Annotated in this window: 14 protein-coding genes; 4 read left to right on the top strand and 10 right to left on the bottom strand. The window is 62.5% G+C overall.

The features are described from left to right. Nucleotides 1-2: 2 nt before the first annotated feature. The 4 genes from ACPJW8_RS15955 to ACPJW8_RS15940 form a co-directional block, all read right to left on the bottom strand. The gene (locus tag ACPJW8_RS15955; RefSeq protein WP_330189367.1) at nt 3-698 is read right to left on the bottom strand and encodes a FadR/GntR family transcriptional regulator; all 696 of its coding nucleotides are present in this window, start codon (nt 696-698) and stop codon (nt 3-5) included. 10 nt (nt 699-708) lie between these two features. Next, nucleotides 709-1848 carry an L-talarate/galactarate dehydratase gene (locus tag ACPJW8_RS15950; protein ID WP_330189368.1) on the bottom strand — a complete coding sequence of 380 codons (1140 nt, stop codon included), beginning with the start codon at nt 1846-1848 and terminating at the stop codon, nt 709-711. Nucleotides 1849-1947: 99 nt separating this feature from the next. Continuing rightward, the gene (locus ACPJW8_RS15945; RefSeq protein ID WP_330189369.1) at nt 1948-2862 is read right to left on the bottom strand and encodes a DNA/RNA non-specific endonuclease; all 915 of its coding nucleotides are present in this window, start codon (nt 2860-2862) and stop codon (nt 1948-1950) included. Nucleotides 2863-3577: 715 nt separating this feature from the next. After that, complete coding sequence (locus ACPJW8_RS15940) at nt 3578-4714, bottom strand: restriction endonuclease (RefSeq protein WP_330189370.1); 1137 nt, start codon at nt 4712-4714, stop codon at nt 3578-3580. Nucleotides 4715-5090: 376 nt separating this feature from the next. Here ACPJW8_RS15940 and ACPJW8_RS15935 point away from each other — a divergent pair, with 376 nt between their 5' ends. After that, nucleotides 5091-5705 carry a hypothetical protein gene (locus ACPJW8_RS15935; protein WP_330194378.1) on the top strand — a complete coding sequence of 205 codons (615 nt, stop codon included), beginning with the start codon at nt 5091-5093 and terminating at the stop codon, nt 5703-5705. 60 nt (nt 5706-5765) lie between these two features. Beyond that, nucleotides 5766-6928, top strand: a protein-coding gene (locus tag ACPJW8_RS15930; RefSeq protein WP_160664497.1) for an IS3 family transposase whose coding sequence is annotated in 2 segments (ribosomal slippage) — nt 5766-6044 and nt 6047-6928 — 1161 coding nt in all. Because the reading frame shifts where the segments join, the coding sequence is not laid out codon by codon here. A gap of 522 nt (nt 6929-7450) precedes the next feature. On the opposite strand, the gene ACPJW8_RS15925 is transcribed toward ACPJW8_RS15930, so the two are convergent. The 5 genes from ACPJW8_RS15925 to ACPJW8_RS15905 all read right to left on the bottom strand — a co-directional run bounded on the left by ACPJW8_RS15925 (nt 7451) and on the right by ACPJW8_RS15905 (nt 11156). After that, entirely contained in the window at nt 7451-7738 is a 288-nt protein-coding gene (locus ACPJW8_RS15925) for a DUF7701 domain-containing protein (RefSeq protein WP_330189372.1), read from the bottom strand. Between the two features lie 184 nt (nt 7739-7922). Next, on the bottom strand, nt 7923-8714 hold the full coding sequence (istB, locus tag ACPJW8_RS15920) for an IS21-like element helper ATPase IstB (protein ID WP_425256366.1): 792 nt from the start codon (nt 8712-8714) through the stop codon (nt 7923-7925). Continuing rightward, nucleotides 8711-10240 carry an IS21 family transposase gene (gene istA / locus ACPJW8_RS15915; RefSeq protein ID WP_237428196.1) on the bottom strand — a complete coding sequence of 510 codons (1530 nt, stop codon included), beginning with the start codon at nt 10238-10240 and terminating at the stop codon, nt 8711-8713. The genes istB and istA overlap by 4 nt, the downstream gene beginning before the upstream one ends. Before the next feature lie 74 nt (nt 10241-10314). Beyond that, on the bottom strand, nt 10315-10776 hold the full coding sequence (locus ACPJW8_RS15910) for a RipA family octameric membrane protein (RefSeq protein WP_330194161.1): 462 nt from the start codon (nt 10774-10776) through the stop codon (nt 10315-10317). Beyond that, a complete protein-coding gene (locus ACPJW8_RS15905) occupies nt 10773-11156 on the bottom strand; it encodes a TIR domain-containing protein (RefSeq protein WP_330189373.1) in 384 nt (127 codons plus the stop codon). The genes ACPJW8_RS15910 and ACPJW8_RS15905 overlap by 4 nt, the downstream gene beginning before the upstream one ends. Before the next feature lie 257 nt (nt 11157-11413). Between ACPJW8_RS15905 and ACPJW8_RS15900 the strand changes: the two genes are divergently transcribed. Beyond that, nucleotides 11414-11569 carry an SOS response-associated peptidase family protein gene (locus ACPJW8_RS15900; RefSeq protein ID WP_330189378.1) on the top strand — a complete coding sequence of 52 codons (156 nt, stop codon included), beginning with the start codon at nt 11414-11416 and terminating at the stop codon, nt 11567-11569. A gap of 115 nt (nt 11570-11684) precedes the next feature. Beyond that, a complete protein-coding gene (locus tag ACPJW8_RS15895) occupies nt 11685-12911 on the top strand; it encodes an MFS transporter (RefSeq protein WP_330189374.1) in 1227 nt (408 codons plus the stop codon). A gap of 205 nt (nt 12912-13116) precedes the next feature. Here the strand turns inward: ACPJW8_RS15895 and ACPJW8_RS15890 are convergent, their stop codons facing one another. Next, a complete protein-coding gene (locus ACPJW8_RS15890) occupies nt 13117-13890 on the bottom strand; it encodes a class I SAM-dependent methyltransferase (RefSeq protein ID WP_425256365.1) in 774 nt (257 codons plus the stop codon). Nucleotides 13891-13960 lie beyond the last annotated feature (70 nt).

The raw sequence follows: 13960 nt of genomic DNA, 5'->3' as shown, positions 1-13960 counted from the left end.
GACTACTCCTGCGGCGCCCGCATGCGCCGGCGCGAGTTCGCGAGGTGGCTGCGCATGGCCGCTGCTGCCGCGGGCCCGTCACCATCGGCGACGGCGGCCAGTACCGAGCGGTGTTCATGGACCACCTGCGCGAAGTGGTCACCGGAGTAGTGTGGCTGGCCGGTGATGAGGCGGGTCCGGGGCATGGCGATCATGGTCTGGCCCAGGGACGTGAGGCAGTCCAGGAAAAACGGGTTTCCGGAGGCCGCAGCCACCGCCCGGTGGAATTCGTAGTCCGCCTTCATGGCGTGGGCGGGGTGTTCTCCGCTGTCCACGAAGTCCGCCAGGGCTGCCTCTGCCGCCTTCAACTGCCGGTCCGTGCGGTTCACGGCGGCCAGTGCCGCGGCCTCGGATTCCACGCCGATCCTGAATTCCAGGAGGTGGAGACGGTCCTCCAGGGTGACGGGCGTGCGGGTGCCGGGTGCCGCCGTCGTACTTGCCGACGGCGGCGTCAGCGCAAAGCTGCCACGGCCCCTTTCGGTGGCCACGAGTCCTTCTGCCTGCAGGCGGGTGAGCGCGGCCCGGACCACCGTGCGGCTGACGCCGTGTTCGGTAATCAGGGTGTTCTCACTCGGCAGCTTTTCGCCAGGGCGGATGGCGCCTTCGACGATGCGGCTGCGGAGGTCCGCTGTCAGTTCTGCGGTCAGGTTCCGGCTCATGGCTCCTACGTTACGTGGCGGACGGCGCTCCGAACTGCACAGACTCGGTGGTCCATGCCCGTGCCTGGTCGCTCAGCGTGACGCCCAGGCCAGGGCGGTCCGGGACGATCATGCGGCCGTCCTTGGTTTCCAGGCGTTCGTTGAAGAGCGGATCCAGCCAGTCGAAGTGCTCCACCCACGGCTCACGCGGGTAGGCCGCAGCCAGGTGCAGGTGGATTTCCATGGCGAAGTGCGGTGCCAGGCCCAGCCCGCGCTCATCCGCGAGGGCGGCGAGCCGGAGGAACTGGGTAATGCCGCCGACGCGCGGGGCGTCCGGCTGGATGATGTCGCAGCTGTTGGCGTTGATGAGGCCCTTGTGCTCCGCCACGGAGGCCAGCATCTCGCCGGTGGCGATGGGCGTGTCCAGGACGTTGGCCAGGTGCGCGTGGCCTTCGAAGTCGTAGGCGTCCAGCGGCTCCTCGATCCAGACCAGGTTGAACTCTTCCAGCTGCCGGCCCATGCGCAGGGCAGTGGCGCGGTCCCACTGCTGGTTGGCGTCCACCATCAGCGGCACGTCCGGGCCGATGTGCTCCCGGATCCCGGCCACGCGGCGCAGGTCCTCGCGGCTGTCCGGCAGGCCCACCTTGATCTTGATGCCGCCGATCCCGTCCGCCAGGGACTGCGTGGCGCGCTCCTTGACCTCGTCCAGGGTGGCGTTGAGGAAGCCGCCGGAGGTGTTGTAGGTCTGCACGGAATCGCGGTAGGAGCCCAGCAGCTTGGCCAGGGGAAGGCCGGCCCGCTTTGCCTTCAGGTCATAGAGGGCAATGTCGATGGCAGCCAGTGCCTGGGTGGCGACGCCCGAGCGGCCCACCGACGCGCCGGCCCAAAGGAGCTTGGTGTAGATCCGGCCGATGTCGTTGGGGTCCTCGCCAATGAGCCCTTCGGCCACTTCCTTGGCATGGGCGTACTGGGCCGGGCCGCCGGCGCGCTTGGAGTAGCTGAAGCCCAGGCCCTGGTGACCCAGTTCCGTGGTGATCTCCGCGAACAGGAACACCACTTCGGTCATGGGCTTCTGGCGGCCCGTGAACACCTTGGCGTCGCTGATGGGGACGGCCAGGGGCAGGGTGGCGGTGGACAGTTTTACGTGTCGAATGAGGTCGACGGTGCTCATGGGTTCTCCTCGGCTGGAAGGGCGTCATCGCCACTCCACTGAGGATACAAGTTATTAACTTGTATATCAAGTTGTCTTTGGGTCGTCTTTGGGTAGCGGCTACCTCTCCAGGTCGAAATCCAGATCCAGGTCCTCCGGGGCGCTGAGCAGCCGCCAGGTGGTGGCCACCCGCGCGGTGGGCAGGGCGCTTGCGGCCGGCATCCGGTCCGCGGCCTCCAGATGCGCCAGGTCCAGGCCGGTCAGCGCAGCGACGTCCCGCACGGGCACCTGGAAGGTGCGGAACGGTCCCAGCGGCGGCGCCTCTTCGCGGGCGCCGGGTTTGGGGACGTCCGGGAGTTCGGCCAGCTGCGGCGTCTGGTCCACGATGTAGGCCGTGGCGGCAAGGGCGCCGTCTTGGATGAACGCGGCCACCTTGAAGAACCGCAGCGGAATCTGCACGCCGCGGTATACAGGGTCCTTGTCGCTGAAGATGGTGCCGGTGAAAACCACCAGGCGCCGCCTGTAGTCCGTGGCGTGGTCCAGCAGGTAGGACTCCAGGCCCAGCCACAGCTCCATGCCCTGGTTGAAGTCAGCTGCCTGCGGTGCGGAGTTTGTGTAATAGAACGTGTCCCGGTTGGCCTGTGCTGCCTCGGCCTCCGAGCTGCCCCACACAGCGGACGCCCGGCGGACCAGATGCCCGCGGTCGATGTCATTGCGGGCATACACCGCTTCGCCGGTCTGCTGGTCCGCCGGCACCCGGGGGTCCAGCCGCCAGTTGATGCCGGAGCGGTCCAGTTCCAGCAGCTTTTCGCCGTCGATTCCCAGGGCCGTGACAGCAGCCAGCCGCTTGTCCGGACGCAGCAGGACGGAGAAGTGCGTGTAGGGCAGCAGGATGGTGTCCACGCCGGGCAGCTCCGGGATGGGCAGGGCAGTCCCCAGGAACTGCTCATCGAAGCCTTGCCGGCCCGCGAGGTTGGCCGGTTCGCGGGCGTCTTGTGCGTCGCGAGCAACCGGCACGGGCATCAGTTCATCCATGCGCCGAAGCTATCAGGCCCAGGCGACAACAAGGTGAACGTGCCCTGTGAATCCGCGCCCGCCCTGCCCCGCAGAGCGGTAAGGTCGCGATCCATGATGGCCCGGTCGGGCTGGTCCATTTTGAAGCGTGCCGAAAGTCGTCGCTGTGACGGTCAATTTTGATGGGAGTTTTGGTATGACTTTTGGGACAGTCACGTTACGTGGATTTACGCGTTTCGAGATCCGGGGGGAGTATGCCTCTGGGCACCCTGCGTAACAGTAATCGTCTTCTGCGACACCGGACTTAGACGGGTATCGGATTCCTGCCGGGTTCCGGCCGTCGTCGAGCGCCTGCGAACGAATCCATTGAACCGCTGTTGTGGTGAGAGAACGGTCCTCGCTCGTAAGGTCGGAGATGGTCATTGTGTCAGATAAGGCCATTCCTGAAGCCTTGATTGCCGTTACCGTATCTGGGTGAGTGAGGTCGATCCGGGGGCGGGGGGAACTCGAGCCTGTAGATCGAGCGTTCCAGCCGCCAGTTGTGGTCCAAGCCGTCGACGGGCTTCCTTGCACGGCGCAGTTCGCCTAGAAGTCCATTTCAGAGAGATCCCTTGATCGTCTGCGATTTCTTGGAGGTCAGCGTAGCTCTTTGCCGAGGGTGCTTTGTAAGCGATCGATTCGGTGAAAGCCGTAGCCCTCGTATCGGCGCCGTAGATGTGCCATCTTCGTGCTACCTTTATGCCTTCTTTTTGCCAGTATTTTGACCGCCACCGCGGGGGTGGTTGGCGGCAGCATCAATCGGCAGTTCGCCGGAGAGCCGCAGGGTAAAACCTGCCGGGATGCCCTCAATCCACTCACGACCTGCAGTTATTGCGACAAGCTTGGGTAGCCCTTTGGCTAAGGCGAGTGTTGCTGCCGGCGTTTTTGGATCGAGGGTTCCTTGGGCGAAGTCATAGACAAACAAAGCCATCTTCACTTGCCTACCGAATTCGATTGATGCAGACGAGTAACCAGACAAGGAAAAGAAGAGCGCCGTCTTCCCCTCAGCGGTGGCCACACCGTAAATTTGTCGTACCAATGCGGGCGACACTGGGGCAGCATGGTGCTTAACTTCAGCAACGAAGCAGTTCGAAACCACGTCTGCTCCGCCGTCACGGGTTGCTTGAGATACCTGGCAGCCGGATTCACCCAGGAACTGCATCCAATCCCTCACCAAGAATTCCGCTTGACGATCAGTGCACGACGCCATTGCGGAGGGTTTCGGCCCTTGGGGGGTCCAGGCTAGGTCGGCGCGCGGCCTTTCGGCCATCTGGGCGGCCGGAACCGTGGCGACAGGCCTGGTGAATTCATACCAGGCATCATTGATCGCTAAGCCAAGTCGGCCAGCCAGTTCGGACTGGAGCTCGTCACGATGCTCGTGGTGAGGGTCATATCTTGCCCAATACCGTTCCTTTGCCCTGTAATAGCGTTTCTCCCGCGTGGACGCGATGACCCACAGGGCCACATAGCAAATCCAAAAAATGATTATGGCGGGAAGGAGCCCCTGATGTTCCGCCCCGTTCCCCGTCAAAATTGCAATGGCTACGACGGATGGAACGACGCTGCATATCCCTACGAGGGCCATAAAGTTCTGGGGAAAGCTGGGTCTCCGCGGCGGCGCCGGAAGACGACCAGGGCTTGGGAGGATCTGCTCGATCCTCCAACGAGCCCATTCGGTCATATAGGGATCGTTTGCATCTGGATGAATTCCCTTACGGACAAAATCGTTTGCTTGCTCTTTGAGTTCCTCGTCCAGGCGGGAGTAATCGATTTGAACTCCATCCAGCCTGTAGCCCCACATAATTCCTCCAGTTGGTGCCAGGATGCCTTGCACAGAGCCTGCAAAGGGGTCTCACCATTGACCTCACTAGTGCTGGCGATCGCTCGCGTCTTGATGCAACCGTTCTTGAGTTCTCAGCTGATGTGTGAGGTTCCGAAAGTAACAGCACTAGCGGCAAGTTGCTACCGGAAACTGAGTGAGGTCGTCGCTGGGCGGAAGAGTGTCCCAATTCCAGGGAAGCGGGACGCCGCCGATCGTTTGGCCTGATTGCAGTTGAGGGACCTCCCGACACAACAGATCGTGCGTATTCGGGCCCTTCGAGTACCGAACTGTGTGTCGTGCTGGGGACAGAACCGCAACACCTCCCACGGTGAGCTGGATTCCGACCAGTATCGCGTACTTTTCGGAACTTGCGTTCTACGGTTGATATATGGATGCGCTCACAGCAGGCGAGTTAGGCCCGGACCTTACGTGGTTTGTTCTTGCGATGCGCCGACTGGAATGGGGGTACGCCCAGTTGCGAGAGGGTGAGTGCGACCCGCGCTGGGAAACATCGGAGTTCGATACAGACGTGGGTGAAGTTCTCAACGACGCTGGTGCCAATCTGTACTATTTCTCGGTGACCCGAAGCTTGAAATCCGCCACGCGCTGCTATCAAGCCGCAGTGCTCCTGCTCAAAGAGCCTTACGGGGCGATCCCGGTCGAAAATTTACTCCGCGCTGCTCTACTGGCTACGGTAAAGGCACTCTTTATCCTTCAACCAAATAAGCGGAAATCACGCGAAGCTAGGTTTGGGCACCTCTACCACGCAGATAGGTCCGCTCTCGAATATGCAGCATTTCGGGAGTTGAAACTCCTCGGCCTCGAAGTGCCGAACGACGATTCGAAGCAACCTCAACCGCAAGTTATCCAAGAGTCGAAGATCATCAGGGACGTGCTCGATGACCTTGTCGCTTACGGCAACTGCTTGTGTGATGGCAGAGCTTGTCCTCAAAGAGATATCCAGGGCTTTCGTCACCGAGTCTTACTTCTTTGGGACTGCTGAAGGTTTGATTGACACTTTGCCTGTGAGGATTTGATCCTTGCGGGTGGAAGGATGTTCATCATGCCCAAAGCCTTTCCCGAAGAATTCCGCCGCGATGTCGTCGCGGTTGCCCGCAAGGGCGAAGCGCCCATCATCCAGATCGCCAAGGACTTCGGTGTCTCGCCCGCTGCCCTGCACCGCTGGATGAAGATCGCCGACAGAGAAGACGGCGTGAAGTCCGGGGCGGTGTCCGATGACGCCGCGAAGTTGCGGGAGGCCAACAAACGCATCCGGCTCCTGGAACAGGAAGCCGAAGTCATGCGCCGTGCCGTGGCCTACTTGTCCCGGGACATCAACCCAAAAAAATGATGTACCCGCTGGTCCGCGAGCTGGCTGCCAGGGACGCCCCGATCCGGGTTCCCGTGGCAGTGTCCTGCCGGGTACTGAATTTCTCCAGACAGGCCTACTACCAGTGGGCCGCCAATCCCGTCCCGGCCCGGGACTGGGAAGAAGCGCATCTGATCAACGCCGCCATCGATCACCACCGGGACGATCCTGCCTTCGGATACCGGTTCATCGCCGATGAGATCAACGCCGGTCCCGGCCCTGGGGCCAGTGAACGCCGGATCTGGCGGCTGTGCTCGGAGAACGGCATCCTCTCGGTGATCCACCGCCGGCGCCGGTCAGGGCTCAAGGCCGGCCCGCCGGTCCACGATGACCTCGTCGAACGGGACTTCAGCGCCACGGCACCGAACCGGAAATGGCTCACGGACATCACCGAGCACCACACCGGGGAGGGCAAGCTGTACCTGTGCGCGATCAAGGACCTTCACTCAAACCGGATCGTCGGGTACTCGATGGACGGGCGGATGAAAGCGTCCCTGGCCGTCGCCGCCCTGGACCACGCCGTGGCCCTCAGGAAACCGGCGGGCACGGTGGTCCACTCGGACAGAGGGTCCCAGTTCAGATCCAGAAAGTTCGTCCTGGCCCTGAACACCTACGGCCTGAACGGATCGATGGGCCGGGTAGGGGCATGCGGTGACAATGCAGCGATGGAATCGTTCTTCTCCCTGCTGCAAAAGAACGTCCTGAACCGGAAACGATGGGAGACCCGGGCCGAGCTCCGGCTGGCCATCACGACCTGGATCGAGCGCAGCTACCACCGCAAACGCCGTCAACGTGCCCTCGGACGGCTGACACCAATCGAGTTTGAGACAATAAAAAACGCGGCCTCAGCCGCGTAAGAAATTATCAACCCCAGCTGTCAACTAAACCTTCAGCAGTCCCTTTGGTGGCAATATAGCTCCGTTAGTCACGTCAATATCTGGCATGTTGAAAAGCTTTCCAGAGCGTCCCCCAGTGGCGATGGGTACACCACCGGCGACCTAGGCCGGGCTTTCCACGATTTGAGCTGGCTCTACACAGAGGCCGTCGTGCGCTTCCATCAGCGATATCACCTGCCTGACAAACTCTCGCCCCTCGAACCGCACGCAGCACGCACCTTCCGCTAGCTCACCACAGCAATCAGTTGTGGTCCGTTGCGGACTGACCGGATCTCTTGTCAACGATCATCGGGGTCAACAGCGTGCGCAACAACGGGCCGGAACTTGTTGATCCGGCCGAGGGGGCATTCACATAGGCCCGTCTAGCGATTATCAGCCGACGGCGGGGGGTGACCCAATGGAAGGCCCTGCTTCCAAGGAGGTGGAACTGCGCTGCCTCACCTTGCGCTGAGCGCAGAGCTGGCACCCAGTTCAGCGGAACGCTCAGCTGCCGCCCCTTGATTGGTCCTTCTCAAGTTGAATGCCGAGTTCTTGGATGGCCATCATGTAGGGGCGATCCTTCTCTCGCGTTTCTTCATCCAATTCGATAAAGGGCCGAATCGCCTCGTGGTCTGGATCGGACGCTGACTGCCAGGAAGCCCATGCGTCATGAACGTTTTCGAGAGTAACGTCTCGGCCCTTGACCAAGGTCAGAAGGGCGTAAAGCCGGTATAGCGTCTGTGCATCCCTCTTAGGGCGAAACTGCTCTGGCAAGGCCTGCTCGATGCGCATAGCAAGTATCGTGGACGCCACCTGGGCACACGGTCCTGTTTGAGTTCCAACTGTCAATGGCCATTACGTTCTGCCCATGGGCGGCCAGTTGATGTGCCCGCTGGTGGCCAGTAAAACTGCCCGGTTATGGCCAACAGATCTGCCCACTGATTCGTTTCGGCGGGGTCGGCCATCGTTGGGTTGGTCAGTTCAAGCGGGTCACTCCTTTTCCGGCGAGGGCCTGGGTAAGACGGACGGAATCGCCGCTGGTCTGGCAGACGTGGGCGTGGTGCAGCAGTCGGTCAACGGTGGCGGTGGCGAGGGTTTTGGGCATGAGCTCATCGAACCCGGCGGGGTGGAGGTTGGAGCTGATCGCGACGGAGCGTTTTTCGTAGGCTGCGTCCACGACCCGGTAGAGGCCTTCGGCGGCGTCCGTGGCCACGGGCAACAGACCAATATCATCGATGACCACGAGCTCGGCGCGCAGGATCCGGGCAACGGCCCGGGTGACGCTGTCATCGGTTCGGTGGGCGCGGATGAGGACGCCGAGGTCCTCGAGCCTGAACCAAGCGACCCGCATTCCGGCTTCGACGGCCTGCTGGCCGAGGGCTTCGAGGAAGAACGTCTTCCCCGTCCCCGAGGGCCCGCAGACGACCAAGTTTTCCCTGCGGGTGATCCATTCCAGGGTCCGCAGTGCCTGCTGGGTCGGGCCCGGGATGGAGGACGACGCTGCAGGGTCCCACGCCTCGAAGGTCTTCCCGGTCGGGAACCCGGCTGCTTTGCGGCGGGAAGCGAGCATGGACCGGGCCCGGCCGGCGGCTTCCTCCGTGAAGAGGGCCTTGATGACCTCGGCCGGTTCCCACCGCTGGGCGCGGGCGGTCGCGATCAGGTCCGGGGCCAGCGCCCGGGCGTGGGGCATTTTCAGGGACCGCATCAGGGCCTCCAGGTCCGCCGGTAGCGGCGGAGCCACGGTATTGGTCGTGGTGACGGGGCTCATCGGGCCTCCTCCGGCGTGGTGATGGTTGCGGGGTTGCCGATCGCGGCCCACGCCCCTGTTCCTTGGGTGAGGGAGGTGGCTTCGTTGGCGGCGTGGGTGGTAGTGCGGCGGATGTTGGCGTTCAAGATCGAGGCGAGGTCCGGGTGCGCGAACCGGCCGTGCAGGGCGGCGTCGCCCAGGGCCCGGTCGACCTGATCAGTGCCGGCGATTTTGGCCAGCGTAACGGCTTCGGCCATTTTCACGTTCATCCTTGCGGTCCCGGCCGCGGCGGCCTCGACGAGCCAGGTTCTGGCGCCTTCGCCGATGGCCAGGAACGCGGCCTCGTCCGCGCTGCGGGCCCTCACCTCGTAGTCGCCGGGGAGCTTCGCCCGGGTTCCGGGGAAGTGTTCGTCGTTGATGGCGGGGCTGCCGGGCCGTGCCCGTTCGTGGCGGGCGACTTCGACGGGCCCGGTCGTGCCGTGGTGGACGATGATGACCTGCTCGCCGGGCCCGGTGCCGTGGGTGCGGACGAACACCCGGGCTCCGAGCAGGTGGGCCGGGACGGAGTACTGGGCGTTTTCGAAGGTGACCATTGGGGTGTTCTCCGGAACGCCGCGGGCCAGGCCGAACGCGACCGTGTGGGCGGTGTCCGGGATCCGGTGCAGCCGCGGGGCTTCCTCGGCGAGCATGGCCGCGGGTTTCCGCCGCGTCGTCCGGTGCTCACGGTGATTGACCTCGTCCATGAACGCCGTGCAGGCGGCCTCGAGCTCGGCGAAGGTGCGGTAGTCATCGCGGAGGTTGGTGTCTTTGGGCACGAGGTCGGCCTTGGCGAGTTTCACGGACGCTTCGACTCCGCCTTTGGTGGCCGGGTCCGCCGGTTGGCAGGTCAGCACGGTCACCCCGTAGTGCCGGGCGAAGTCCAGGGTCTGCTGGTTGCGCACCGGGACCCCGGCGACGTGGGCGGTGGTGACGGTCTTCTCGTTGTCCGTGAGGACATAGGTCGGCGCCCCTCCGAGGATCCGGAAGCACCGGTCCAGGGCCGCGAACACGCTCGGCGCGGTCCTGTCCCTGAGCGGGATCACGATGCGGAAGCGTGAGAACGCCAGCCAGGCCACGAAAAGGATGGTCTTCACCCCGCCGATCCGGGGCCCGTCGCCGAAGTCGTACTGCAACCACATCCCCGGTTCTGTGATCCACGGCCGGTGGACGCGGGTGTGGCCCAGCCGCCACGCGGCTTTGACCTGCGCGATCGCCCGGCGGGTAGACCGTTCCGAACCGGTGTAGCCCAGAGCGAGGAGCTTTTCGTGGGCCTTGTCGGCCCGGATCCGGCCCTTGGAGGCTTCGATCCATTCCTCGATCTTGGGCAGGAACGCGTCGGTGACCCGGCCGCGGGCCGCGGGTTCCCCGATCGGCCGGCCCGCGTCACGGGCGGTGACGTGTTTAGCAACGGTGTGGTGCGAGCAGCCCGTGAGCTCCGCGGTGGCGCGCAACGATCCGGTCAGATCGTAGGCAGCAAGAATTTCCATGATTTCTCCGTCAGACTTCATACAGGGCCTCTTCCTGGTTCGCTTTTGGTGCGCTTAGACACCGTCATCAAACCGCAGGGAGAGGCCCCCACCGCTTAAAGACGCGGCAGGAACAAGTAAGGAAGTGGGCAGATCTCATGGCCACCGGCGGGCAGTTCTGCTGGCCGCCAGCGGGCACTTTCGTGGCCGCCTATGGGCAGTTTTTCATGGCCGCTAACATCCAACCACTCTTGGCGAAAAACTTTGACTTCAAAGTGATGGTCTTCGATCTCGTTTATGACTTTGAACTTGGCGGAGTTGAGCTCGCGGTAGCTTCGGAGTTGCAGCCACCAGACTATGGCGACCAGCACGCCTGCAACACTTAATGCCGTAAGCAGTTCGGGGTGGGCTACGGAGTTACTACCAAGGTACTGGGCCATGATGGGGGCACCGAGAATAAGTGTCTCCAGGCTGAGGTAGAACTGGTTGGCCGTACCCCTTCGGGCAGAAACACGATCAGCCATCTCCACTGCAAGTTTGTACAACTCCAGAGTCGGCTGTTCGGGTTTCTTCCTCACCGGCTGCCGCCTATGAGGCTCTTTAAGTTTGGCCAGTTCCAGGCGTACAGCTTGTCCGCGGGCAAAGCAGCGGAGGGCTTCATGTTGACGCCAGCGCTGTACCCAGCCAACAGAAAGTAGGGGATGTTGGCCTGTCTTGCCAATTGGATTTCAACGTCGACACCAGTTGCCAGGTGCGTGTGGTGGCCGCAGATTACGGCTACGACATCGCTCCTGACAATGCGCTGTCTGGCTTTCTCCTTCCAGTCCCATGACGGCTCCTTGATTGACCAGTCGTGAACCTCGAAAGGCGAATCGTCCAACCTGGATTGCCCCACCAAGGCCTGTCTGAGAAACGCGTCGTGGTCGTAGTCAAAGCTGATGAAAACACGAGTAGCCACTTTTTTCCTTGTCCGCACTGAGGGGATGTAACCAAGGTTGTTCCCTGGGTAGGTTCAGCCTATCGGCCGCTGTACAGCAGGGATTGGCGCATCTCGTAACCTGTAAGACATTCCACGGCGGCATGGCTTCACCATCAGGACGTCAGAGCGCGTTTGTTACGTACCTGACCATTGTTTCGCTTGTTTGATGGCAACCAAAAGCATTGGGTACTGAGACCTCCGCTCTCCTGGTTCGTTGAAGTCGCGTCTTCAACTAACTGAGCTGCGCGAACACCGGCTGGTTATCGGAACCACCGGATAACTCGGCTGAAGGCTATTACGAATGGCAAAAGACTGGCGATGGCAAGAAGATCCCAAACTACCTCTACTCGGAGAATGAGCCGCTGCTGGGCTTCGCCGGCCTGTATGAGTAGTGGTTTGATTCATCCCTGCCTGAAGATGACCAAGGCAGGTGGCTGCTCAGTTGCACCGTGGTGACAACGACCAGCGGGTGGCGTCACCTCTCCGGCGTCCTGAAAGAATGGGCCCGTGACCCAAGCAACCAACGCAGCACAGGACCTCGAAACCGACCGGCCCGGCAACCGCCGCCGCCTCGCTTTCCTGGGGGTCTGCCTGGTGCTGATCGGGTTGAACCTGCGCACTGTCTTCTCCAGTTTCTCTGCGGTGCTTCCGGAACTGACGTCCGACGTCGGCCTGCCGGGCTGGGCGGTGGTGGTGCTCACCACGGTGCCGGTCACCCTGTTGGGCGTTTTCGCCCCGCTGGCACCCTTCCTGGCGCGCCGATTCGGGGCTGAGCGTGTGCTGCTTGGCGCCATGGCAGTGCTGACCGCGGGGCTGCTGATCCGCCCGTCGGAGCTGCCGGGAGCGGGCCACCTGCCTACGCTCCTCGCCGGAACGGCGCTGTGTGGGGCGGCGATTGCTCTCTGCAACGTCCTGCTGCCCGGTGTGGTTAAGCGGGATTTCCCCGTCCGCCTCGGGCTGATGGGCGGCCTCTACACAACCGCGATCTGCGCGTCCGCAGCGCTGGGAGCCGGCGTCACTTACCCCGTCTACACGGCTACGGGGGAGTGGACCGCGGCGCTGTGGTTCTGGGCGGTTCCTGCCGCCGTCGTACTTCTTCTGTTTCTGCCGCTGGCACTCCGGAAGCACACGGACCCGGCTCCGCCCGCGGGTGGCGGTGTCAGCGTGTGGCGCTCCAGTGTTGCATGGCAGGTGACGATGCTTATGGTGCTGCAGGCCATGATGTCCTTCAGCGGGTTCGCGTGGCTGTCCCCGATCCTGCGTGAACGCGGCGTCGACGGCGGGACGGCAGGCTTCCTGGTGGCGGCCTGCATTGTGCTGCAGATGCTGGGGTCGCTGTTCGCGCCGGCGCTCGCAGCCCGGATGTGGGACCAGCGGGCCATTAATACGGTGGTGGCGCTGATGACCGGATCCGGGTTTGCGCTGTGCATTTTTGGTCCCCTGGAGCTGGTCTGGGTGTGGGTTGCCCTGCTGGGCCTGGGGCAGGGAGCCCTGACCGCCGTCGCCCTGACCATGATCATGCTCCGCACCCGCGACGGACACACTGCCGCGCGGTTGTCCGGGATGATGCAGGGCGTGGGCTACGGACTGGGCTCCAGTGGCACGCTCCTGGTGGGCCAGCTGCACCAGGTGACGGGGACGTTTGCCGCTGCCGGAGTACTGTTCCTGGTGGTGGGATCGCTGGCCGCGGTGTTCGGCTACCGGGCGGGGATCAAGAGGTACGTGGGCGGCTGATCCCGCCCTTACGCGGACTCACTGCGTTCCAGGGGCAGGTCCTTGCCCTCACGACGGGTGAGCGAAGGCCCCGATACGAATGACGGGGTCACCGAAAGTCCAACTCGTAAGTATGAGAGTTCAACCTTAGTGGCCAGAGATCGTTTCTTAGAGGAAGTCCCCGTCCCCATTTAGGGACGGGGACTTCCTCGCGCCTAGGGAATGTTTATCGAGGTTTGTCCGGTTTATCTGCCTTGATGAGGAAGCGCTGACTACAGACCTGGAAACTTCCGGTTTGAACGATGTGGTTGTGGATACGCCAGAGTTGGTCACGGTGGGTGTCAGACCTGAAACCAGGTGCCTGCCAAGGTACGGCGCGGAGCTGGAAAACGACTGCTCCTATATCGAGAAAGCGTGTTGATACGGTTGCTTCGCTCACGTGGCAATTTTCGAATCCGGCTGCCCTCACGTTGTTTCGGAGGTCGTGGGTAGAGAGGGGTGCGCCCGGAGTGTTTGACTCCGGTATCCCCAGCGCTTTGTTGAACTCGATGTCATTTTTTGCCCCTACCTGCTGGGTTAGCAGTGTTCCCCCGGGGCGCAGTGCCCGAGAGAACTCGTTCAGATTCATGTATCCGTGACGGTTAAGGACGAGATCGAATGATTCGTCCGAGACTGGCAAACGGTCCGTTATGCGCTCTCTTACTTTCACACCAAGTGGCTGTAGACGTTGAGCGCTAATGGTGAGGTTCGGAGGGTATGGTTCCACTGCGACACTGCCACGTGGAGGTTTGAGCGCTGCGAATATCTCGCCTCCTCCAGTGTCTACGTCTAGCGCCCGATATGACGCCGCTACTAAGGCGGACGCGGCCCCAAGGTAATCCCACGGAAGTGGCGTACTGACCGCGCGGCCATTCAGGAACCCGAAATCCCATCCTTCTAGGTGAGCCGCATCGGCTTCCGCGATGAGCTGGTTGAAGAGTTGACGTTGTGATGCTGACAAGAGAATCTCCTTCAAAGTTTTTTGTCAGCGCTGACCAGCCGTCCACTTCAATGAACGGCGTCGGCCACAC

Source organism: Pseudarthrobacter sp. J47 (genome assembly GCF_049810315.1).
GTDB lineage: Bacteria > Actinomycetota > Actinomycetes > Actinomycetales > Micrococcaceae > Arthrobacter.
This window is presented reverse-complemented; position numbering and strand designations above follow the sequence as displayed.

Excerpts from the sequence above, each read along its gene's own strand:
- ACPJW8_RS15955 (WP_330189367.1), bottom strand. The coding sequence starts at position 698 with ATGAGCCGGAACCTGACCGCAGAACTGACAGCGGACCTCCGCAGCCGC.
- ACPJW8_RS15950 (WP_330189368.1), bottom strand. The coding sequence starts at position 1,848 with ATGAGCACCGTCGACCTCATTCGACACGTAAAACTGTCCACCGCCACC.
- ACPJW8_RS15945 (WP_330189369.1), bottom strand. The coding sequence starts at position 2,862 with ATGGATGAACTGATGCCCGTGCCGGTTGCTCGCGACGCACAAGACGCC.
- ACPJW8_RS15935 (WP_330194378.1), top strand. The coding sequence starts at position 5,091 with ATGGATGCGCTCACAGCAGGCGAGTTAGGCCCGGACCTTACGTGGTTT.
- ACPJW8_RS15925 (WP_330189372.1), bottom strand. The coding sequence starts at position 7,738 with ATGCGCATCGAGCAGGCCTTGCCAGAGCAGTTTCGCCCTAAGAGGGAT.
- istB (WP_425256366.1), bottom strand. The coding sequence starts at position 8,714 with ATGAGCCCCGTCACCACGACCAATACCGTGGCTCCGCCGCTACCGGCG.
- istA (WP_237428196.1), bottom strand. The coding sequence starts at position 10,240 with ATGAAGTCTGACGGAGAAATCATGGAAATTCTTGCTGCCTACGATCTG.